General features: G+C 41.4%; 16 protein-coding genes and 1 pseudogene. 10 read left to right on the forward strand and 7 right to left on the reverse strand.

Annotated features, from left to right (window positions below; genetic code table 11):
• Positions 1-31 precede the first annotated feature (31 nt).
• Positions 32-496 carry an IS200/IS605 family transposase gene (gene tnpA, locus KH286_RS05595; protein ID WP_038125930.1) on the forward strand — a complete coding sequence of 155 codons (465 nt, stop codon included), beginning with the start codon at positions 32-34 and terminating at the stop codon, positions 494-496.
• A gap of 74 nt (positions 497-570) precedes the next feature.
• Here tnpA and KH286_RS05600 read toward each other — a convergent pair whose 3' ends face one another.
• Positions 571-1,563, reverse strand: coding sequence for a hypothetical protein (locus KH286_RS05600; protein WP_004694840.1), 993 nt, complete (start codon positions 1,561-1,563; stop codon positions 571-573).
• Between the two features lie 351 nt (positions 1,564-1,914).
• On the opposite strand from KH286_RS05600, the gene KH286_RS05605 reads away from it, so the two are divergent.
• On the forward strand, positions 1,915-5,409 hold the full coding sequence (locus KH286_RS05605) for a PD-(D/E)XK nuclease family protein (protein WP_278617730.1): 3,495 nt from the start codon (positions 1,915-1,917) through the stop codon (positions 5,407-5,409).
• Positions 5,399-9,154, forward strand: coding sequence for a helicase-exonuclease AddAB subunit AddA (gene addA / locus KH286_RS05610; RefSeq protein WP_278617731.1), 3,756 nt, complete (start codon positions 5,399-5,401; stop codon positions 9,152-9,154). Before KH286_RS05605 ends, addA begins: the two co-directional genes overlap by 11 nt.
• 80 nt (positions 9,155-9,234) lie before the next feature.
• Here addA and KH286_RS05615 read toward each other — a convergent pair whose 3' ends face one another.
• On the reverse strand, positions 9,235-10,176 hold the full coding sequence (locus KH286_RS05615) for a diacylglycerol/lipid kinase family protein (RefSeq protein ID WP_004694845.1): 942 nt from the start codon (positions 10,174-10,176) through the stop codon (positions 9,235-9,237).
• 208 nt (positions 10,177-10,384) lie between these two features.
• On the opposite strand from KH286_RS05615, the gene KH286_RS05620 reads away from it, so the two are divergent.
• Positions 10,385-11,092 carry a GntR family transcriptional regulator gene (locus tag KH286_RS05620; protein ID WP_004694848.1) on the forward strand — a complete coding sequence of 236 codons (708 nt, stop codon included), beginning with the start codon at positions 10,385-10,387 and terminating at the stop codon, positions 11,090-11,092.
• Between the two features lie 177 nt (positions 11,093-11,269).
• Here KH286_RS05620 and KH286_RS05625 read toward each other — a convergent pair whose 3' ends face one another.
• Positions 11,270-11,653, reverse strand: a complete 384-nt coding sequence (locus tag KH286_RS05625) for a helix-turn-helix domain-containing protein (RefSeq protein ID WP_278617732.1) — start codon at positions 11,651-11,653, stop codon at positions 11,270-11,272.
• 189 nt (positions 11,654-11,842) lie between these two features.
• Here KH286_RS05625 and crcB point away from each other — a divergent pair, with 189 nt between their 5' ends.
• From crcB to KH286_RS09595, 3 genes and pseudogenes are all read left to right on the forward strand, one after another.
• Positions 11,843-12,223 carry a fluoride efflux transporter CrcB gene (crcB, locus tag KH286_RS05630; RefSeq protein ID WP_101928541.1) on the forward strand — a complete coding sequence of 127 codons (381 nt, stop codon included), beginning with the start codon at positions 11,843-11,845 and terminating at the stop codon, positions 12,221-12,223.
• 84 nt (positions 12,224-12,307) lie between these two features.
• Entirely contained in the window at positions 12,308-13,288 is a 981-nt protein-coding gene (locus KH286_RS05635) for a molybdopterin-binding protein (protein ID WP_278617733.1), read from the forward strand.
• A gap of 420 nt (positions 13,289-13,708) precedes the next feature.
• Positions 13,709-16,207 (forward strand): annotated as a pseudogene (locus tag KH286_RS09595) (S-layer homology domain-containing protein).
• Positions 16,208-16,341: 134 nt separating this feature from the next.
• On the opposite strand, the gene KH286_RS05650 reads toward KH286_RS09595, so the two are convergent.
• From KH286_RS05650 to KH286_RS05660, 3 genes are all read right to left on the reverse strand, one after another.
• Positions 16,342-16,572 (reverse strand): hypothetical protein, encoded by a 231-nt coding sequence (locus tag KH286_RS05650; RefSeq protein WP_008602207.1) that lies wholly within the window; start codon positions 16,570-16,572, stop codon positions 16,342-16,344.
• Positions 16,573-16,581: 9 nt separating this feature from the next.
• Positions 16,582-17,427 (reverse strand): metallophosphoesterase, encoded by an 846-nt coding sequence (locus KH286_RS05655; protein WP_278617736.1) that lies wholly within the window; start codon positions 17,425-17,427, stop codon positions 16,582-16,584.
• 76 nt (positions 17,428-17,503) lie between these two features.
• Positions 17,504-18,277 carry a DUF4931 domain-containing protein gene (locus KH286_RS05660; protein WP_281782483.1) on the reverse strand — a complete coding sequence of 258 codons (774 nt, stop codon included), beginning with the start codon at positions 18,275-18,277 and terminating at the stop codon, positions 17,504-17,506.
• A gap of 117 nt (positions 18,278-18,394) precedes the next feature.
• On the opposite strand from KH286_RS05660, the gene KH286_RS05665 reads away from it, so the two are divergent.
• The 3 genes from KH286_RS05665 (at position 18,395) to KH286_RS05675 (ending at position 21,338) form a co-directional block, all read left to right on the forward strand.
• The gene (locus KH286_RS05665) at positions 18,395-18,916 is read left to right on the forward strand and encodes an 8-oxo-dGTP diphosphatase (RefSeq protein ID WP_058948160.1); all 522 of its coding nucleotides are present in this window, start codon (positions 18,395-18,397) and stop codon (positions 18,914-18,916) included.
• Positions 18,917-19,042: 126 nt separating this feature from the next.
• Entirely contained in the window at positions 19,043-20,140 is a 1,098-nt protein-coding gene (gene mutY / locus KH286_RS05670; protein WP_278617738.1) for an A/G-specific adenine glycosylase, read from the forward strand.
• Positions 20,141-20,156: 16 nt separating this feature from the next.
• Complete coding sequence (locus tag KH286_RS05675) at positions 20,157-21,338, forward strand: metallophosphoesterase (RefSeq protein WP_278617739.1); 1,182 nt, start codon at positions 20,157-20,159, stop codon at positions 21,336-21,338.
• A 626-nt stretch (positions 21,339-21,964) separates the two neighbouring features.
• Here the strand turns inward: KH286_RS05675 and KH286_RS05680 are convergent.
• Entirely contained in the window at positions 21,965-23,320 is a 1,356-nt protein-coding gene (locus KH286_RS05680) for a class II fumarate hydratase (RefSeq protein ID WP_278617740.1), read from the reverse strand.
• Between the last annotated feature and the right edge of the window lie 105 nt (positions 23,321-23,425).

A 23,425-nucleotide genomic window follows, 5' to 3' on the forward strand; every position in this document is an offset into this window, starting at 1 on the left:
ACAACATTTCAACATAGGAGGTTCAATGTCAATGAATGACGTAAAAAGCTTATCACATAGTAAATGGAGATGTAAATATCATATTGTTTTTGCTCCAAAATATAGAAGACAAATAATTTATGGTCGGATAAAAGCTGATGTAGGTAAAATTCTAAGAGATTTATGTAAAAGAAAAAATGTAGAGATTATCGAAGCGGAATGCTGTCCGGATCATATCCATATGCTAGTAACGATTCCACCACATTTAAGTGTATCGAGTTTTATGGGGTATTTAAAAAGCAAAAGTAGCCTCATGATATTCGACAAACACGCAAATTTAAAATATAAGTATGGAAATAGACATTTCTGGTGTAGAGGATATTATGTGGATACGGTAGGACGATATGAAGGAGCGATAAAAGAGTATATTCGCAATCAACTACAAGAAGATATAGCACAAGATACATTAAACTTTAAAGAGTATACCGACCCGTTTACGGGTGAGCCGGTAAAATAGGCAAAATAAAAGCCCCCGAGTAGGGGGCAGCCAGTGGTAATAGAGTGGTTGTCAGATCATTCATTCGTAACGAATTATTTTTTAGATTTAGTAGATACTTTGTTATTGGACACCTTAGCAGATTGTGCAATTGCGTATGCAGTGCCTTTTACTAAATCAGAAGCTTCAGCAGTGTTGCCAGATACGGTTACAGCTGCTACAGTGTCTTCAGTTACTGCGAATAATGCAGTTGCGTAAGGGTGTTGCGCACCATTTGGTACAGTTACAGCACCGGATTTAACAACAATGTAACGACCGTTGTTGTTGAAGATATCGTAATGAGCTGCTTGTTTTACACCATCATAGCTTTCATTGTAAGCGAACAATGCAGCTACTTCACCACTTGCTACTTGACCAGATTGTTGCATGGAACGCAATTTAGCGGCTGCCACAGCTGTTGGTTGAGTCATGTTTACAGTGATGCGCAAAGAGTTGTTATTTACAACTGCTTCAGTGATTACGTTTGTAGAGAATACATTCGCAACACCGTTGCCAGCACGGTTGTAAGAGCTAGCAGTTTTAACTTGGTAGCCATTAGTGTATGCAGGCAAGTCATATGTATAAGTTTTGCCATTTAATAATAAGTCAAACGCATTCAATTGGTTAGCTTTGTAGCGAGAAACGTAGGAGCTGCCGTTGCCATTAGCTGTTACGGAGTTTACAGTTTCTTGGTATACAGGTTGGGCTTCAGTAGGGATAGGATCCATGATTTGAAGACCTACAGCTGTTGTTTGAGGTGCCACAAAGATTGGATCACCTAATTCTTTAGATACAGGCATTTGTTGAGCCATATCGCCTGCTGTATAAGGCACTGCTGGCAATGGTTTGTAACCAGGACGTGGTGCACTTGTGGCATAACTAGTTTGGTAAGCTGGCGTAGCCGCTTGTGGTGCAGGATAAGAATATTGCTCTGCTGAAGCACGTTCATAAGCGCGTGCATTAGCATCGATAGTTGCAGCAAAAGCAGAGAAAGACATTGTTGTAGCTGCAAATACTGCAAAAGCAGTTGCTAAATGTTTTTTGTTCATAATAATTTACTCCTAAATACATGATTTTACAAATAACACAGATACTAACTTGTATTATATAGGAATTCATGCTAATTGTAAATAAAATATAAAATATTATCTTAATTATAAATAAATATAATCAGATGAGTCAAATATTGTACAATTAGCCATAGAATGTCATATTACTATATAATAATAATCAGTATAGTAATTTATTATATCGAAAAATTTCGTTTAATGCTATATCTAATTCGTATAGTGCTACAACTAATTTGTGTAGTGTTATATCTAATGCGTTAAATGATATGAGCAACATACATTTGTGAATTACATCAATTGAGATGGTGAAAGTTTCACTAGGGAGGTCTCATGAGTATTAGCGTCTATTATGGACGGGCTGGATCAGGCAAGACACGTGCCGTATATGAGCGCATACGTCAGGTCATGACAGATTGTCCAGGGGAACCAATAATTTTACTTGTTCCTGAACCTGCCACCTATCGGGTAGAACGGGAGCTAGCTGAATTTATGCCTGAAAAAGGCTTTACTACGGTTCGTGTCGTAGGCTTTGGGCGTTTGGGTTATCAGGTATATCAATCGATAGGCTCAAAAGGGGCTGGTCAATCAAGTTTATCAAGCTTTGGCCGGTCTATGTTGTTGCGCCTTGTAATGAAACGAAAGCAAAAGGAACTGGGGCTGTTAGAACAGGCTACAAAGCGGCCTGAGTTTTCCTCCGTATTGCAACAGCTCTTTTCTGAATTCCGCGCCTTTCGTGTAGGCCCTGCTGACCTAGAACGAGGGGCAGAATCTGTTAAAAATAATGTATTACAAAAGAAATTACGCGAGCTAGCTATCTGTATGTCTGCTTATGAAGAGGAACTCAGTCATCATGGGGAGCGCGACATCGATCCTATCATGGAAATCGTAGAGGCTTTGCCACAATCTCCTCTCATGGAGAATAGCCACGTCTTTATCGATGGTTTTCATTGGTTTACGCCCACACACTACGAGTTGATTTATACCTTGTTTGACTTGGCAAAGGAAGCCGTTATTACTATCGATTTACCGATGGCCCCAAAGGCGTTAAATTTAGCTCGTCGAGGGGAGCATCTTTTCAGCCGCCCTTTAGAGATTTACGACACCTTAGTTGCTCGTTATGGCTCTAGTATCAACTGGGTTGGCTTTGATGGGAAACGAGGCCCTCAAATCGTTCAAGAGCTAGAGGCTAATTATTTTGCTAGCCCTAGTAAGAAAAATACTACAGATGCAACGATTCCGCTTATTCGAGGCTATAACAGGGAACGCGAAGCCGATGCGGTGGCTCGTCGTATTTTAGCCTATATAGAATCATCTGAAGAGGCTCGTTACCGAGATGTATGTATCATGCTCCGCGAGTCTGAAACCTATGGTGACACTTTAGAAAAGGTTTTTGCTCGCTACGGCATTCCGCACTTTATCGACCGTCAGCGGCCTATGAAAAACCATCCATTAGGTGAGCTATTGTCGGCTCTCTTTGATATCGTGCGTCATAACTATAGTCGGGACAGCATGTTTCTATTGCTCAAGACGGACTTGATGCCGCTTACTCGTGAGGCTGTAGATGAGTTAGAGAACTACGTTCTCGAGTTTGGTATCGACCATTATAAATGGGAACGTGAAAGCTGGCCGTACCTACGAGGCTTTCATGAGGGGCAAGATGAAGAGAGCCACGTAGATGCACCACGCAGAGCACGTGTTAACAAAGCAAGAGAAACCATTATGGATATATTATCTCCATGGTTTGACTTTGCTGCTAATGCGGAGGGTCATACAGGGGCTGAGTGGGGTACACAACTTTATGGTTTATTAGAAATCTTACAAGTGCCAGAGCGGCTCTATGAATGGGCGAAGGACGCAGAAACTATAGGTGATCAAGAATCCAAAGCTAGTCATGAACAGATGTATAATGCGGTTCTTTCCTTTATAGACGAAATTTCTATGGTCATGAAGGATGAAATATTGACTCTGGACGAGATGATGCTCCTCCTCGAAGAAGGCCTTAGCGATGTAAATTACTCTATGATTCCGCCGTCTTTAGACCATGTGGTGATTACCACTATCGAACGTGGTTACAGCCAGTGGTGGCCTAAGGTGTTCGTAATGGGCCTCAACCAAGGCGTATTCCCTCAAAGTATGGGCGATGAAGGCCTCATCAAGGATAAGGAGCGTCAAGAATTGGCCGATGCTGGCATTACCTTAGCAGAAGGGGCCTTGCCGAAGGCTTTCAACGAGAATTTCCTATTATATCTCGCCATGACACGGGCATCCGATTCGTTGACCTTGTCCTATGCGGGCTCTGGTGAGGATGGAACAGGTCTTGAGCCATCCCTCGTTGTAAAGCGATTAGAATCTCTTGGGTACGTAGATCAGGCAGTAGATATTCCTCTCTCCATTGCACCTGATACAGAGGCAGATTACATGTGGCGCCCGCTTCAAAGTCTGTCATTGTTATCGGAGCGTTGGGGTGCGCTCTTTAGTGGTTATGAGGTTAATCCTCTTTGGTGGGGCCTCTATAATTGGGCTCGTGAAAGCGAAACCTATCGTCCTCGTTTAGCGGAGGTGTCACGTGGCATTCGAGATAACAACGATGTGCCTGTCATAACGCAGGATTTAGTGAATGGTCTATTCTTGTCTAAGGGCTACATGTCTGGTTCTGTGACGCGCCTTGAACGATACCAACAATGTCCGTTTAAGTTCTATGCCCAATATGGTTTGAAACTAGAACCGCGTCCAGTACGCTCCTTTGGAGCTCCTGAAATCGGTACGTTCTTGCATGCTAATTTAGAGCGCTTAGGTAATTATCTACTAGAAAATAACAAACAATGGCGTGACCTCGACGAAGAGGAACAAGAAAATCTATGCCGTACTGTGGCAGACGAAATCTTGCAAGAAAATCAGCTAGGTGAAGAAACGAGCGATGCCTACCAAAAGGCCATTGAACAGCGTGTACAGAGAACATTACATGTGACGGTAGACCGCCTCATAGAGTGGTCTAAGCGCAGCGATTTTGATACGAAGTATTTAGAGCAAGATTTTGGTCGTCAAGGTGGCTGGGATCCTATTCGGGTCCCTCTTGGTGAAGACCGTTACTTGCGACTTATCGGTCAAATTGACCGCATTGACGAATATACACGGGATGATCAAACCTATGGCATGGTTATCGACTACAAGTCGGGTGGTGCTCATGTGACGGCCCAAGATGTGTATTATGGACTTAAACTGCAACTCATGACCTATCTGTTGGCTTTGGAGTCCGCTTATGGTAAAACACATGGCGGATTTATGTCCCCTGCGGCGGTGGTTTACTCTTACGTGAAGAACCCTAAAATCCCTGCTGATGCGCCTATATCTTATGAAGATGCCGTTTCGTTGGCTAATGAAAGCGATGCTTGGCAAAACAGTGGGTACTTCTCCGATGATATAGAGTTGTTGACGCATATTGACAATAAGTTCTTGTCCTATGGATCTAAGCGAGGGCCTTATGTGCCGATTGCTACGAAAAAAGATCAAACCATTTCTAGCAGAGATTTGCGGAAGGTTAAGTCTACAGGTGAATTTGACATAATGTACCGCTATACAAATCACGTGATGGCTGAGACGGGTCGTCACATTGGGGAAGGGCAGTTCCCGATTAAGCCATATCAATTGAATGGCCTTAGACCTTGTACATTCTGCGACTACAGAACGGTATGTCGCTTTGACTCTAGCCGTAATCGATATAATTATTTGTCTAGATTGTCCGAAGATGATGCATTAGAACGGATGAAAGAGGTCTTAAACGACAGAAATAATAGCAACGAAGGAGGTGAAAACCATGGGTGTTAAATGGACGCCAGAGCAGGAGTCTGCTATTATAGCGCCTAAGGATTCCTCCTTAGATAATCAGACCTTACTTGTTGCGGCTGCTGCCGGTTCAGGTAAGACCGCGGTTCTTGTAGAACGCATTATTACGCGCCTTAAGGACATGGATAATCCCTTATCTGTTCAAGAACTCATGGTTGTAACTTTCACAAAGGCTGCGGCCCAAGAGATGAGCGCTCGTATTGGCCTTGCCTTGGCTAAAGCCATGGAATCTACAGATGATGCTGCACTACAAACGCGCCTTGAACGACAGCTCAATCTGTTGCCCTCTGCTCATATTTCTACATTGCACTCCTTTTGCCAATGGGTAATCCGGTCCTATTTCTATAAGCTCGACATTAATCCGACAGCGCGCATCGGCAATGAAGCAGAAATGGCATTGCTACAACAAGAGGTATTAGCCGATTTATTAACTAAATCCTATGAAGAGGGCCTTTATAATATCTATGAGCTAGCGGATTTCTTCAGCGATGATAAATCCGATGCAGGCTTAACGGCGAAGATTATGTCCCTGTATAACTACGCTATGTCCCTCGCCAATCCCGATGGATGGTTACGCAAAGCCTTAGAGCCTTATAAAGAGGCGATGGACATAAACCCTAGCGATACGTTATGGGGCGAATATATGTGGTCGAATCATTTAGCTACTATCAATCGTATTCGTGAGCGCTTAGAGCGGATGGAACAAATCTTGCTCGATCCGACAGGGCCTCACAAATGGCAAAACATATACGATAATCAACTGGCTGCACTAGGCATGCTTTCAGCGGCTCAAACTTGGGACGACATGGGCGAAGTTTGTAAACATATAGATACCTTTATTAAAGATCAGTTCCGCATGGGTTCAAAAGAGGCGCAAGCCTATGATCCTATATTGGTGGCAGAGTTTAAATCTTTGGGTGGTCAAAATAAAGATGACCTCAAAGCTATGCAAACCGCTATATTTACCGTTCCGGAAGCTACCTTGCAAGACCAGTTCAAGGCTCAATATCCAATCATAGAAGGGTTAGTAGAACTCACAATTGCGTTCCACCAAGCGTATCGGGATATGAAACAAGAGCAAGGCATCATGGATTTTAGCGACCTTGAGCATCTATGCTTGGCCCTTCTCGTTGAGCCTGGCACAGAGGATGAGCCTAAGCCATCTGAAGTAGCAAAGGAACTGCAAGATACGTTCAAAGAAATCATGGTCGATGAATACCAAGATACGAACGGCGTGCAAGAGACGATTATCAACTTGATTTCTCGCGTCGATAATAGGTTCTATGTGGGGGACGTGAAGCAGGCTATTTATAGCTTCCGTATGGCCGATAGTTCTCTATTTATGGAGAAATACAACACCTATGGGGGTAATGATGCCGTAGAGAGACGTATCGACTTGGCGAAAAACTTCCGATCTGACGCAAATATTTTGGCTGCTACGAACTTCTTGTTCTACCAAATTATGACGGAAGACGCGGCAGAGCTCAATTACACAGAGGCTGAATCGCTCATTCCTGGCCGCATCGTAGAGGATGCGCCAGAGGATTGGGTCGGTGGTGACGTGGAATTGCAACTCTTAGATGTGAGTAAGGATACCCTTGGTGCTGGTGAAAGCGACGAGGACGAAGGAGATGATCCTGAAAACAACGAGCGTGAGCTAGATTTCATCATTCAAAAAATCAAAGAAATCCATGCTGCTAAGAAACAGGTGCAAAATCCAGATGGCACATTCCGTCAAATCGAGTGGCGAGACTTTGCTATTTTGCGCAGATCCTTAGCGGGCTGGGGGACGCGTGCCGTAGAAGCCATGCGGCAAGCGGGAATTCCTGCAGTTGTAAATGAGCGAGATGGTTACTTTGAAGCCCAAGAGATTCAACTCTTATTGGCATTGTTATCCATCATAGATAATCCTGAACAAGATTTGCCGATGGCTGCCGTGTTGCACTCTGGCCTCGTAGGCCTTGATGCCAACGAACTAGGTGCATTGCGTCTGTCTGGTGAGGGCTCCTTATGGTCTCTTATGCCAGCCTATGCAGAAGAGGTTCAAGATGAGCGTTTATTGGCCTTTATTGGACATATGGAAAGGTGGCGCACCTTATCGCGTCGTCACGGTGTGACCGACTTGTTGTGGGATATTTACGAATCTCAAGACTATGTAAATTATGTGGGAGCTATGCCGAATGGCCTCGTTCGCCGTGCCAATGTGCTCGCCTTATACGATAGAGCCAAGGGCTATGAAGCCTCTGGCTTCCGTGGGCTCTTTAGGTTCTTGCGCTTTGTGGAAAGCTTGCGCGACAGCAACCAAGATATGCCTCTTGCCAATGTGGTGAGCGAGGCGGATAATGTGGTGCGCCTCATGACCATCCATAAGAGCAAGGGCCTTGAATTCCCTGTAGTATTCCTATCTGGTGTACAAAAGCGATTCAACATGATGGACTTGCGTTCAGAACTTCTTATCGATAAAAATGCAGGTCTTGGTTTGAAAGGGTATTTCCCAGATATTCGAGTATCCTTCCCGACCATGCCTTGGTTTTATGTGAAAGACGTAAAAGAAGCGGCCCTCAAGGCGGAGGAGCAGCGCATTCTCTATGTTGCTTTGACACGGGCACGAGATAAGCTGTTCATGACAGGCTTTATTAAAGGCTTTAAAAATTCTAAAGGTGTGTTAAGCACCATAGGTGAGCTCATTAAAAATGCGGCTTCCGTAGAAACTCAACAGTTACCGACAGATATTATTACACAAGCTAATACCTATCTAGACTGGATGATTATGGGCTTTGCTCGTCATTTAGATGGTGGCAATCCATTGCGCGTAGCCATTGAGTACGAAGGGCCAACTTATTTTGATTTACCGGATAAACAGTGCCGTTTAAAGGTTGAAATCCATGATGGCTCTCTTTATGGTGATCTCGATTACAAAGCGGATATCGACGAGACAACCATCAACAAGGTGCGTGAGTTAAAAGCTGTTAATTCCGTAGAATTACCGCAGGAAATCGTGGACCGCTTCAACTATAGCTATCCGTACAATGATGCTACTCGCCGAACCGCAAAAATTTCTGTCAGTGAATTAAAACGACGATTCCAAGAACGAGAACTTGAAGCAGGAACTATTGATACTTTGAATGAACCAATCGCAACGGTAGAAGTTTCAGCAGATGACCTAGCAAACTCCGTATTCGGTCGAAAGCCACAAGCATTACAGTCTGAAGATGATGTATTAACCGGTGCTCAATGGGGGACCTTGATGCATGAGGCTATGCAATGGCTACCTCTTGTGACGTATACGCAAGCTTCTTTGACGAAAGAACTCGATGCACTGGTGGCGAATGGGACTTTTACAGAGGAAGAACGGAATTTATTAAGCGATACGAGTTTGTATAAATTTTTTAGCTCTGATCTTGGTAAGCGCCTTATCAATGCAAAACGTATCGAGCGAGAGTTGCCGTTTAGCATGCTCTTTGAAGGAAAACGCGTATACGACACCTTAGAGGACGGGGAAAATCTGTTCCTTCAAGGTATTATTGATACGGCCTTTGAGGAGGATGGCGAATGGGTTCTCGTAGATTACAAAACGGATCGCGTTACATCCGGAGAAGAACTCATTAAACGATATAAAATCCAAATGGACCTCTATAAAGAGGCCTTGCAGCGATTGACGGGGATGCCCGTGAAAGCATGCTATATTTATAGCTTCCGCTTGCATGATGCAATCATCGTGGACTAATGTACATAGATTCTTATAAACTAATAAACACAAAAGCTCTCTATCTTTTGATAGAGAGCTTTTGTGTTACCAATTACTTGTTATATATGTGGTAGTTTAGGCAGATTTAAGGCTTTTTTCTTTTTGTGTTTTGCAGGTGCAAATACTTTGAGTACGCGTGGCAATACTTCAATATCCACAGGCATATCCGGACCCGCATCACCATCCATATTGGTCGATAAATCATCGACGTCAGATAGAAGTTCGATATGAGCTTTTTTCACCGTTAATGTCGTTGTATAACGAGAATTATAGATGGCACCACTGATAATGAGTGGTAATACGCTGAGAATATCGAGGATAAAATATTCCTTGAAGATAATGATACGCATATAACCATCATCTACTGAGGCTTGTGGCATAAAACGCTCAAAGCTAGAGACTACATTGGTAAGTAGGGCTAAAACGAGAGGAGATTTGCAAATGAAATCGTCATCCTCTGTTTTGATGCGGTACGTGTAGTCCTTTGTAGTGAACAATGCTTGGCCTGCTCTCAAGAAATACGCGAGAGGGCCGAGTATGCTTTTTTCCTTTGGTGTAACCTCATCTACAACTTTAGGAATAACGCCAGCTGCAATGTTATTGCAGAAATACCGATCATTACAACGGCCGATATCAATGGTTCGAGTTTCATTGATATCGATACGCCTGATAGCTTGTGTTGGATTTTGGGGAATACCGAGCGCACGAGACATATCATTTACTGTACCAACGGGGATAAACCCAAAGGTACAGGAGAATCCACCTTGGGCAATACCATTAACGGTTTCGTTAACAGTGCCGTCACCACCCATGCAGAATACGGCATCAAACCCGCGCTCACAAGCGTTCTTAGCGAAACGTGTAGCATCGCCTTCACCTCTGGTGAATTTGACCTCAATCGTTTCGAACAAGGTACTCAATTTCCATTGTAAATCGAGGGCGTAACGGCGCGCTGCACCGCCTCCTGAGACAGGGTTGATGATAATCAAACAACGGCTCATAGTATACTTCCTTACTTTCAAAAATGAGATATAGCTATTATCTATAGTTAAATTGACAGTCTTAATGATGAGTTCTATAATTGTAATGTATGCACTTAATTTCGCACAACATACTGTCTAAGATATGTTGTATACTATATTATACTCATTTTAACCGTTCTTTGAAAGTCTGAAAGCATGAATGGTTAGTAAGGTTTAGGGGCTAGTAATGGGAAGACAAAGTTCAAAAGATAAATACAAATTGTCCGCAGTGGATTCTATCGAAAGATTACCTCTCAGTGAACAAGTATATTTAACATTAAAAACAGCTATCTTAACAGGCGAATTGATGCCTCAAGAGAAGCTTAACGAAGTAAAGATTGCAGAACAATTACAAGTGAGTGCTACACCTGTGCGTGAGGCATTCCGCAAATTGGCTAAAGATAATCTCGTAGTTATCGTTCCTTGGAAAGGTGTTACTGTAAAAGCTGACACGCCAGAAGAAATCGTAGCACTTTACCAAGTTCGTGAAGTAATGGAAGGACTTGGTGCTAGATTATGTGCTCGTCATGCTACACCTGAGCAAGTACAAGAGCTAAGAACCCTTTGTAAAGAAATGCATGAAATTGAAGATGCCACAGAACGTGTTGATGTAAACAGCCGATTCCATACAATGATTGCTCATTACTCTGGCAATGAACGCATTGTAGATTATTTAGCAGGTTTCCGTGAACGCGTAAATCGCGACATGTACATCAGTTCTTTCAATGCTGTACGTACACATGACTGTGATGATGAACATGACCAAATCGTAGACGCTATTGAACGCCACGACGAAGTAGCAGCAGAAACGGCTATGCGTCAGCATATCAACAATGCATTTATCTTCAAAAAAGCAAATGCGGAAGTACAGCATAAAAAACTTAATGAAGTATAATGTTTGCTGATGCTGATGCTGATGCAATGGGCATAATGACATATGAGAGGCTCCGCCAATGGTGGAGCTTTTTTGATTATTATTTTGAATATCTAATCCAAATTTAATATAGATTATCTTAATATAAGGTAGTTATCATTTGTTGTACTTAATTAACAGCTATATTAGATCATTAGATTAGTTTGCTTTTGTTTGGTTTCGAGACGTTCTCTTGGTGTGGTTCAGAAACTCTAGCCGTTTATAGTGTGATGTTAGGTGCGCATTACAGTTTTTATAATCTATAACACGCAGTCTTACGAGCTGACTTACGTTGATTTGAAAGGCTTGAGCGATTTTAAAAAGAATTTCTAAAGACATGCCCGAGATGCCTGTACCACATTCTAATTTACTTAAATAACTACGACTGATACCAATGTGACGAGCTAACTCTTGTTGAGACATATTTAGGGACACACGAATAATGGCGATTTTATGACCTAAACAAACATATTGATGTTGTAAAAACGGGTCTTCGTACGTGTTGATCCGCAGTTCGGTGAGCGGTGTAGCCGAGGGGTTCATAGGGACTCCTTCCTTTTCCCTACTCTCTAAATATAGTATACTGAGATTGTTAGCGTCTGACTAATATAGAAAAGTAGATAATTATCGGCTATTACAGATAATTACACGAATTGTGAAAGTAGTATTACATGTATGCTATAGTAATGTGATCATAACATCTAGTATGTTATCGTAAGTAAAGGAGGCACTATGGAAAAATACATAGCCGTTGCCCTCGGTGGCGCCACTGGGGCCTTATGCCGTATGGCTCTCGGTGAATGGGTTATGACAAAGGTCAGCTCTTTTCCGTATGGTACGGTAGTAGTAAACCTCGTTGGTTGCCTCATTATCGGTTTAGTCTTAGGCCTTTATATGCAAAAGCCAGATCTACCTCAGTGGGCGAGATTTTTCCTCGTTGTAGGTGGGCTAGGTGCATTTACCACCTTCTCAACCTTTGCCTTTGAAATGCTACAGCTTATGATGGCTGAATCCTATGTACAAGCATTATGGTACGGTGTAGTACAAGTCGTAGGGGGCTTAATCCTCTGTTGGGTTGGTATGCTAGTAGTGCGTCTACTCTGTAGTATTTAAACATATTAACATTGAATAATAGTATTAAATACATTTTGATGTTATATCATAGTGTATTTTATTATTAATGACTTGGGAGATATTATGAAATCTATTAGAACACAAGATGCCGTAGGGCACACATTATTACACGATATTGTAAGAATCGTCATCGGTGAGGTGAAAGACACGCCCTTCCGCCGTGGCCATGTTATCACAGAAGAGGATATTCCAAAGTTATTAGACCTTGGTAAGGAGCATATCTTTGTGATGGAACCAGAAGATGAAGGTTTCTTGCACGAAGAGGATGTAGCTCGTGCTTTGTACCATATGGCAGGCGGCGAAAACATGCACGATGGCCCTATGGCGCAAGGTAAAATTGAAGCCATTGCAGATGTAGATGGTCTTTTCAAGGTTGATGTGGAACGCTTACACGCTATCAATAGCATTGGTGAACTGACTATTGTAACGAGATTTAATAATACACCTGTGAAAGCTGGTGATAAACTAGCAGGCATGCGCTGTATTCCATTGTTGTTAGAAGAACAACAAGTAGAGGAGGCAAAGAAAATTGCTAACGGCGAGCCTTTACTACATGTGAAGTCATTCGTACGTAAAACTATGGGTATCGTTACGACTGGTTCTGAAGTATTTGAAGGTCGTATTAAAGATGCTTTCACCCCGATCATTGAAGAACGTTGTGCTGAATTTGGCGTTACAAAGGTAGCTCATGAAATTGTAACAGACAATACGGATGATATCGTGGCGGCTATCGACAAGGTGAAAGCGGCGGGTGCGGATATCATTTTCTGTACCGGCGGTATGAGTGTAGACCCAGATGATCTCACCCCAGGCGCGATTAAACGCTATGCAGATCACGTTGTTACCTATGGATTACCTGTATTACCAGGGTCCATGGTTTGCATTGCTTACTGTGCAGATGGCACACCAATCCTTGGTGTACCAGGTGGTGTATTGTTCAGTAAACCAACTGCCTTTGATGAACTCGTGCCACGCCTCATCGCAGATGATGAAATCACCAAAAAAGATTGTATAGCTATGGGCCATGGAGGATTCTTGGGCTAATAGGTTAATATAACTAGAATAGTTAGAATAACTAATATAGCTATTCTAAGTATTCTAGCTAAAGCAAACAATATAACTAGAATAATTAGTATAGCTAATATAATGAATATAGTTAATATAGCCAATATAAGGAGATAAGATAAATCTTATCTCCTTATATTGTTATTATGCTATTAATTTATAGTATGATGAATTTGGTAGAATTTTTATTTATCGATAAAATTGATATTTTTATCGATTTTATTAAAAATTTCGTTTACTTCATTTAATATTTAAAGTACAATAATAGTTAAGGATAATGATAATACATTATTTAATAACGGACGTATTTTATGCTGAGTTTTGTTGAATATATATTATAAATGATAATATATTATCCGTTGTATTTATAATTTTAGATGTAGGGAGGAATAGTAAACGATGAAAAGCAAACAAGTTGCATTATCATTGGCAATACTACTTGCGTTAGGGACGGGAACTGTATTACATGTAGAAGCACAAGGAAATCCGACAGAGTATTCACGTCACTTTGGTGATGAAAACACGGTTACCAGTGACCATAGTTTGGCAGTAGGCTTCAGAAATACGGTATCCGGTTCGTATTCAACTGCTGTAGGTCAGTCATCTACCGCATCTGGTGGAACCTCACTGGCTATCGGACGAAGTGCGCAGGCAACCGCTAATAATACTAATGCTATCGGTCGGAGTGCACGGGCGGAAGGCGAGAATGCCACTGCAATAGGCCATGGATCTGTTTCTTCTGGACGTAATTCAAATGCCTTTGGTTCATCCGCGAAAGCATCTGCTGAAGGTTCTACTGCGGTTGGTAATAGTACAAAGGCTAATGGTATTTCAAGTACCTCTACTGGCTTTAATACTGAGGCATCCGGTAATTTCTCTTCAGCATATGGTAATGATGCTAGAGCAAAGGGAAATCGTTCAGTAGCTGTTGGTTATAATGCAAAAGCTGACGAGAGTGCAACTGCTATGGGTAATAATGCTAATGCTGGTGCTGCAAATGCTGTTGCAGTAGGTGCAGGTAATACGATTACTGCACGTGGTGGAGTTGGAATTGGTAGCAGTAATTCTGTCTCTGGCATTGATTCTGGTGCTTTTGGGGTTAGAAATAACGTAGCACAGGCAAATACATATGTACTGGGCAGTAATGTGACGTCGACACAAGGAAATAGTGTTCTCTTAGGAAATGCATCTACCGATAGAGTTGCCACAACAGAAACACAAGCTAATATAAATGGTATTAACTATTCCGGCTTTGCTGGGGTAGGGTCAGCTCGTAACGGTGTTACGAGTGTTGGTGCATCTGGTAAAGAACGTCAAGTGATTAATGTAGCATCTGGGAAAGTATCTTCTGATAGCACGGATGCTATAAATGGTAGTCAATTATATGCAGTAGCAAATACAGTGGGCGGAATTCTTAATAATCACAATACATTAATTCAAAATAATATTAATGAAATCGATAAAAATAAAGAAAAAATTGCCGACAATGAACGAAAATTAAAAGATCATACAGATGTCTTACAAAAACATGAAGATATTTTAAATGGACATAGTCAAGAATTAGAAAAACATAATAAATTAATTGTAAATCATGATAATCAAATTACTCGTTTAACTAAAGAAAATCTTCGTCAAGATGCTGATTTACTTCGTCATGAAGATCAAATTTAAAATCATGACATTCAATTAAAAAATCAAACTGAACGTATGAATAATCAAGAAAAACGTATTGACAATCAAGATAAGCGTTTAGATTATTTAGATAATCGTGTTGATAATCATGATGCTCGAATTGAAAATCATAGTGAGCGTATCGAAAGTCATGAACGTCGTATTGAATATAATAAGACTTTAGCCACAGAAGCATTAAAAGAAGCTAAAAAACATACTAGCATTTCTGCAGGTAATAATGTAACTGTAACTACAAGCACAAATGCTGCTGGTGGTACTGATTACAAAGTATCTGTAGATAAAGTTAAATTTGGTAATGTTTCTTTGGACAATAAAGGTCTAAATAATGGTGGCAATAAAATCACTAATGTAGCCGATGGTGAAGTATCCGCTACATCTAAAGATGCCGTTAACGGTAGCCAATTGTATCAAGCTACTAGCGGTATTAGTAATGGTGTGAACCTATTAAATAGCAAAATAGGAAAAGTTGGTGCTGGTGCGGCTGCATTAGCGGCTATTCATCCATTGGATTTTGATCCTGATGATAAATGGAATTTTGCGGCTGGTTACGGTAACTATGCCGGTGAAAATGCGATGGCATTAGGTGCTTTCTACAGACCAAATGAAGACACTATGTTCAGCGTAGCTGGATCCATGGGTAACGGTGAAAACATGGTCAATGCCGGCGTTTCATTGAAATTAGGTCAAAAAAATGGTGTATCTACTTCTAGAGTAGCTTTGGCTAAAGAGGTTCAAGACTTAAAGGCCATTGTAAAAGCCCAAAATGTAGAGATTCAACAAATGAAGGTATCCATGGGAATGGCACCTCAGTATGACAAGAAAGATGTGAACTTCCCTGATGTACCAGCTAATCATTGGGCTTATGAATATGTAAAAGACTTGGCTGATAAAGGTCTTGTTGAAGGTTATCCTGATGGCGAATTTAAAGGCGATCGTGCGATGACTCGTTATGAGTATGCCGCGATCATTTACCGTGCTTTACAATTGGGTGCTCCAATTGATGGCAAAATGGGGCGTGCGATTAACGAATTTAATCCTGAATTGGCTCGTCTTCGTGACTTGGATCGTACTCGTGTGGATCGAATCTCTGGTAAAGACAATGACCGTCATAAGGTAGAACGACTTCGTGTAAACAATAAAGACAATAAGCAAACTAATGATTACAGAGATGTTTACGGTAGTCATATCGATCGTAATGCGAAGTAATTACTTGTCTTGAAATAACCTTTTACACTAAAAGGAAGACAACAAAATAGTTCTTGTATAAACTAAAGAAAAAACAAAGGAGGCTGTGATAAACAGCCTCCTTTGTTCAATTAATTGCATTATTAATTGCGTTATTAAAATGATTTTTTACCTAGTGTAGGGTGGCTACAACGTTTTAGCGTTAGGGTATCAATCATATGGACGGCTTCGTCCAATGTAATATCTTCGCGCTTCGTTGGTGTTTCTAGGACAGCTAACGGATGATCCGTGCCCACCTCACCAGAAGGTAAGTATATATATTCTTGGTTGACGGTGTCACCAAAAATATAGCCGGCTTGTAAATGTTCTTTATGAATGCGACTCATGGTCTCTCCTTAAATAATTTGCTTTAGCTTGAAGTCTAGATAGTCTGCAGATACCAACTCTAGTTTTGTCGTACCGAATTCCTTTGGAATCCGGTTAAAGGAAATTTGATCGTGTAAGTGGCCAAAGATACAGATATCTACCATATATTGCTCCATGAGGTCCGTAAAGCCCGAAGGGGCGTTGGACTCGTTGAATGGAGGGTAGTGTAGCAACAATAATTTGGTTACTGGAATATTCTCTATATCTATAATTAAACTAGATGTTGTAATTGAATCAGATGTTGATGAATAGGATTTTTTAGAACAGGTCATATCTGTGACGTTTGTTTCCGTCCTGAGTTCTTCAAGCACTTTATGTATTGCTTTATCCATTTCTTGAAGTGCCGCTTCGGTACGCATCAATTCTCTATCGTAAATGGATTGGTCTGTTTCCGGAGAGAAGTGGGAGTCTCCAGGACAGAGGTAGGCACGCGTTCCTCCGAATGCAATAAGGCGCGGACCTTCTTCGGTTTGGATGAGTTCTGCGGTGCCGTGACCTTGTATAAAGGTAATAGCGTCGCCCATGAGATTATGCATCTTGTTCGCCGATGCCCACCAATAATCATGGTTGCCGCGAATCATATATTTTTTACCAGGTAGAGATGCAATTTCTTGTAAATCGCAGGCCGCTTCTTCAAGGCGGAGAGCCCAGCTCATGTCACCTACGAGAAAAACGATATCTTCATCGCTTACATTGGCATTCCAATGCTCTTTGATGCGGGCCCAGTGATCATTCCAGTGAGGACCAAAAATATCCATCGGCTTTGTGGGAGGATTGCCAGATAGATGGAGGTCGCCGATGGCAAATACTTTCATAAAAATCCTTTCAAATATGTATGGTTAAACCATATATAAAATTATATATCAAATTATGTACGGTATATGGTTAGAGCTATTTAGTAGCTTGAAAATAAGGCGTAATATCGTGCTTGATTTTAGCAGCTCGTCCCTCATCGCAAGTTTGTGGTATTTTGTATCCTACATAGAGGGGTGTCGTTACATAGCGCGCCACTACCTTGATGTAATCATAGCCGTCCTCAAGATTATATACAAAGTAATTATAGGACTGGCTAAAGTTTGCTACACTATGCAATACATAGCGCAGAATTTGCTGTAGTCGAAGGGCTACAGCACGAACCGGCGCATCTGGTTTGAAGCGAATATTGTACTCAAAGAACCCGATAATCGGATGGGTAGACAAGGTGATGCGTACATCTTGATCCTCGTGCAAGAGCCAACCCTCCATATTTTGCACCGTAATATCTTTATGGTAATCGTAATTCTCAAGGCCTATGATTTGGCTGTGAGGATGGCGAATAGAGCCACCGGACATATAGCCATAATTCTTGAAGAACAGTACGGATTTAAACTCTTTACGCTGACGAGTTTCGCGCCATTTATCGAGACCAAATTGGAGAATATGGGCGGCTTCATCTGTAGGTAAGGTGGAAAATTCGCCTTCGTCGGTTTCCGTTTCAATGATGACGGTAGGCCAAGTTTTTTCTAATACAGGATACTTGTTCATGAGCCATATAATATGGCCTGATGTATCGAGAATATCCGTTAATTTGGAACGATCACAGAAGGGACAACGCACTTGTTCATTGCGAATATTGACGGGCTTTGTCCGTCCTAATTCGATATTAAATCTAAGTGGTTTGTTCATCATGTGCCTCCTCCCTTGTAAGAAATTCTATACTCTTAATCATACCACAACTAGCACATTCGTACATGAAATAATGGTATAATAATAGTGTGTTATTTTTGTAATTAAGGAGATCCTATGAAACCAACGACACTCGTATTTCCCATTGATGAACAAAATCGTATATTGTTAGGGCGTAAGAAGCGTGGTTTTGGGGCTAATAAATATAATGGTTTCGGTGGTAAACTTGATGATGGTGAAAGCTTCCGAGAGTGTGCCATTCGCGAACTCTATGAGGAATCTGGCCTTCAAGGACGTGTCGAAGACTTAGAATGTGTAGCGGCTTTTGATTTTCAATTTCCTTTTGATGAAAGCTTAACGCACGTAAGCTATGTGTATTTCTTGCGTGCTTTCACAGGCGATGTAGAGGAAACAGACGAAATGGAGCCTCATTGGCTAGAACCAAATCAAATTCCTTATGAACATATGTGGGATGGTGACCGCAGATGGTTGCCGATGTTGTTAGAAGGTAAGAAATTAAAAGGACCTATCGTGTTTGGACGAGATAATAATATGGTGGATAAGATGGATTTGACCACTGTTGATACTGTTCTTGAAAGCGAACACTTGGCGCGCATCGATCTGTATATTAATGGATGATGAATGTACGATTTGTTACAATTTAACGTTAAAATCGTTATCTGGTGGGTATTGGAGTATAAAATAGGGAGTATGTAGCCGTGAAAGTGGTACTAGACTCCTAAATTTATAATATATTGAGGTAATATGACTGATAAAAAGAACCCAAAGTGGGTGCCACAGCTATTGGCGTGGTATGATGTACATAAACGGGAGTTGCCGTGGCGCGGTTGTGGGGACCCTTATAAGATTTGGGTTTCCGAGGTGATGAGTCAGCAGACCCGCATTGAGGCAATGAAACCCTATTATGATAACTGGATGCGTCTATTTCCAACCTTGGAGGATTTGGCAAAGGCCTCCGAAGATGAGGTAGTTCACGCATGGCAAGGGCTTGGCTATTATAGTCGTGCTCGTAACTTGCGTCTTGGCGTAAAGGACGTCGTTGAAAATTACGGCGGTATCGTGCCTCATGACCGTAAGACCATGGAGTCCTTGAAGGGCGTAGGTTCTTATACGGCAGGGGCTGTGCTATCCATGGCGTACAATGAACCAGAGGTGGCTGTAGATGGCAATGTACTGCGCATCTATGCTCGGTTATATCGCATCTTTGATGATATTTTGAGTACTAAAGGTAAAAAGGCTATTACGGCTATCGTAGAGGAGACTTTGCCTCATGATCGACCTGGCGACTTTAACCAAGCCTTGATGGACTTTGGGTCTGCCGTATGTATTCCAAAGACACCCCGCTGTGGCGAATGTCCTATTGTAAATATGTGCGAAGCATACCAACATAAGGATACAGATAAACTACCTGTGCGCATCAAGAAAACAAAGGTAGTAGAGGTGCCTTTATTTGTGGGGATCTTGCAGTATAAAGGCTATTATTTATTGCATAAACGGCCGAACCGTGGACTTTTACGATCCATGTGGGAATTCCCATCTGTGGAAATGGTATCTGCCTTTGAGGATGGAGAACGAGGCCTTGAGGAATTAGTTCAGGCCCTTGGATTTGATCTATTTTTGCAACCAGTACTTGTGAAAGAAATAACACATGTTTTCTCTCACCGAAAATGGTTTATGAAAGCATTCCGCGGTGATTTAACGTACACAGGGGATGCTAATAATATATCGATTGCAGATATCCAACAGCAATTGCCAAAGGACTGGATGCTCATCAAGCGTGATGAGTTCTCCGACTATGCTTGGGCGGGACCTCATGGTAAACTGACGGAAATCGCAAAGTAATTTGTAGGAGCAATGAATGAGAATTCTATTTAATATCATTTTTTCTGCCATCCTCGCAATAGGTCTGGTAGGATTTTGGGCTCTATTCCTCAACTTGTGGAAGCCTAAAAAGAAATGGCCAGCCTGGGTGGGCTATATAATCATTATCGGTGCGTGGTTCGCGGCTATCCGATACTATATACTCAATCAAGTGGATTTATATGGTACGATGTACTATCCTTTGATGAATATGTTCCGTACTGAAAGCTACGGATTCCTCTTTGGCGTATTCCTAGCGATTCCTGTATTTATCATACTTAGTCTATTATATTGGACAATCAATAAGATTTGGAGCAAAACACCAGAGGAAAATAGAACAGGCCGTCGCGCCTTCTTTAGAACTGCTGCAACTATAGTGCCGTTGGCTACTATTGGTGGCTCTAGCTATGCTGCCTTTGCGGGTCAACAAGAGGTAGTGGTAACTCATGAAAGCTTTGGCTACACGAACCTACCACCTGGTTTGAAAAACTATAAAATTGTTCAACTTAGTGATATTCATATAGGACCGAGTATCGACTTAGATGACTTTGATGAAATCCTGAAACTAGCGCTTTTACAAAAACCTAATCGCGTTGTTATCACTGGCGATCTCATTGATAAACTTGCATGGTTGCCGCAAGTCTGTGAAAGACTGACAATCTTTGCAAAACAAATCCCAGATGGGGTTGACTTTATCTTGGGAAATCACGAGTATCATCACGATGTAAATAAGGTACTTGACGCACTTAAACGAAATACACCTATGAATATTCTCGTGAATAGTAATATTCAAATCATGGGCGGCAAACAACCTGTATATATTGCGGGCGTTGCGTACGATAACGATCGTAAAAAGGACAACAGGGAAGCCATGATTAACAAAGCTTTGTCCGGAATTCCAGACTATGCCTTTGTTATTCTATTGGCTCATCACCCTGAATTCTTCGAAGAATCTATTGAACGAAAGATTCCGTTGACTCTATCTGGACATACCCATGGAGGTCAAATCGTATTCATGGGTATGTCATTAGTACCATTAGGCACACCATATACAAAAGGTCGCTATGTAGAAGAACAAAGCGTATGCTACGTTAATAATGGTACAGGACACTGGTTCCCAATCCGTATTAACTGTCCACGAGAAATTACGGTTATTACATTCTTTGATGGAGTGGCGTAATTTATTGGTTTATTGGTTAGAATGTTAAAGAGGTATTGTACTTCACATACAATACCTCTTTTATTATATAAACTTATATAATAATTGTGATATATTAGAATTAAAATTTTTAGTTATGTTGTGAATATATAGCTTTTATGTTGAGAGTAAATATATGTTTTTAAAAATTTATAATTATTTTGTGAGAGGCTTAGTACTTTTTTTACTTATAGGTATTCCATATAGTCTTGTCACAAATCCAGAGTTGATTGAAGATGAAGTAGACTATTATTTCTTTGTTATCGCGTATGTCATAATACTTTTATTCTATGTGGTATGGAACTATATTTATAACTATTTAACACGTAAAAGAGGTTAGCATTTGTACATATTCATTTACCGTTAGTTCTGAAATCTATCTTTTTTCGGTGATTGTTTTATATATAAACGGTTAAAACGAAATGAGGAAGAATGACTATATTTGAATTAATTCTAAGAATATGGCCATTTAAACTCAAAAGGACGCTATAGTCTAATCTTCAGTAATAAGTAGTACTGAAGGTTTCAAGACTATAGCGTCCTTTTATATTCCGTTCATTTGAGGTATGAGAGGATGTTACAGATATGTCATAGATATGAGAGAGATTTTATTTCATGCGAACTGCTTCGGCAAATTCGTCTTCGGTCATGAGTTTTTCTTCCAAGATGATTTCTTTAATAGAGCAACCGCGTTTGTACGCTTCTTTTACCACCTTGGCGCTCTTGTCGTAGCCAATATATGGTGTTAAGGATGTAGCAATCATGAGAGATTGTTCTACGAAGAAGTTGAGTTTTTCAGGTACAAATTCTACGCCGTCGATGCAGTGTGTTGTGAAAGAGTTCATAGCGTCTGCGAGGAGGCGACAGCTTTCAACAAAGTCATAGATCATGATAGGCATGTATACGTTCAATTGGAACGCACCGCTGCCTGCACAGAGCGTCATAGTTGTATTGTGGCCGAATACTTGGGCGCATACCATGGTCAAAGCTTCACATTGAGTAGGATTTACCTTGCCTGGCATGATGGAGGAGCCCGGTTCGTTTTCAGGAAGATGCCATTCGCCGTAGCCACAGCGAGGGCCAGAGCCTAAGAAGCGCACATCGTTAGCGATTTTGAATAGGGTAGTCGCTAATGTGTTAAGTGCACCGTGAGCCATCATAAATGCATCTTTGAGAGCAAGTCCTTGGAATTTGTTATTCTTAACACGGAATGGAGCGCCTGTTACCTCTGGCAATACAGTTTCCATAACGTCTAGATAGCCCTTAGGTGTGTTCACACCTGTACCGACCGCAGTACCACCGAGTGCTACGTCGAGTAGGTGGTCAGCATTTTGAAGGAGCATAGTTTTGGCAGTTTTTAGGCCGTCCACAAAGGCGCTAATTTCTTGGTCTACCATGATGAAAGTAGCATCTTGTAGGTGGGTACGACCAACTTTTTGCAATCCTTTTCCTTTTTTCTGCAATTTTTCAAAGGATCCGATAAGGCCGTCCAATGCAGGAATTACGCGTTTTGTAATTTCAAAGTATGCACAGATATGCATTGCCGTAGGGAATGTATCGTTTGTACTTTGACCGCGGTTTACATCGTCGTTAGGATGAAGCGGATTGGATTCATCTAACTGTTTAGCTCGGTGAGCGATGACTTCGTTCACATTCATGTTAGTTTGTGTGCCAGAACCTGTTTGGAATACGGTTAACGGAAATTCATCATCCCATTTTCCGTCCACGATCTCATCTACTACTTGAGCGATGAGTTTCGCTTTTTCCTCAGTTAATGCGCCACATTTTGCATTGGTTAAAGCACATGCTTTTTTTACAAGCGCAAGCGCCTTGATTTGTTCAATAGGGATGCGGTGGTCACCGATCTTAAAATTATTGAACGAGCGTTGCGTTTGAGGTCCGTAAATTCGTCTAGCGTCGACTTCGACTGGTCCCATTGAATCATATTCAATTCTTGTTTCCATAATGTTTACAACCTCCTTAAAAGACATGCCGACCCTACTGTCGGTACTTTAATTATATAAAATCCTGTATATTTGTACAGAGTAAAAGAGAATGATTTCTATTTT

Source organism: Veillonella parvula, assembly GCF_018378075.1.
Classification (GTDB): domain Bacteria; phylum Bacillota; class Negativicutes; order Veillonellales; family Veillonellaceae; genus Veillonella; species Veillonella parvula_K.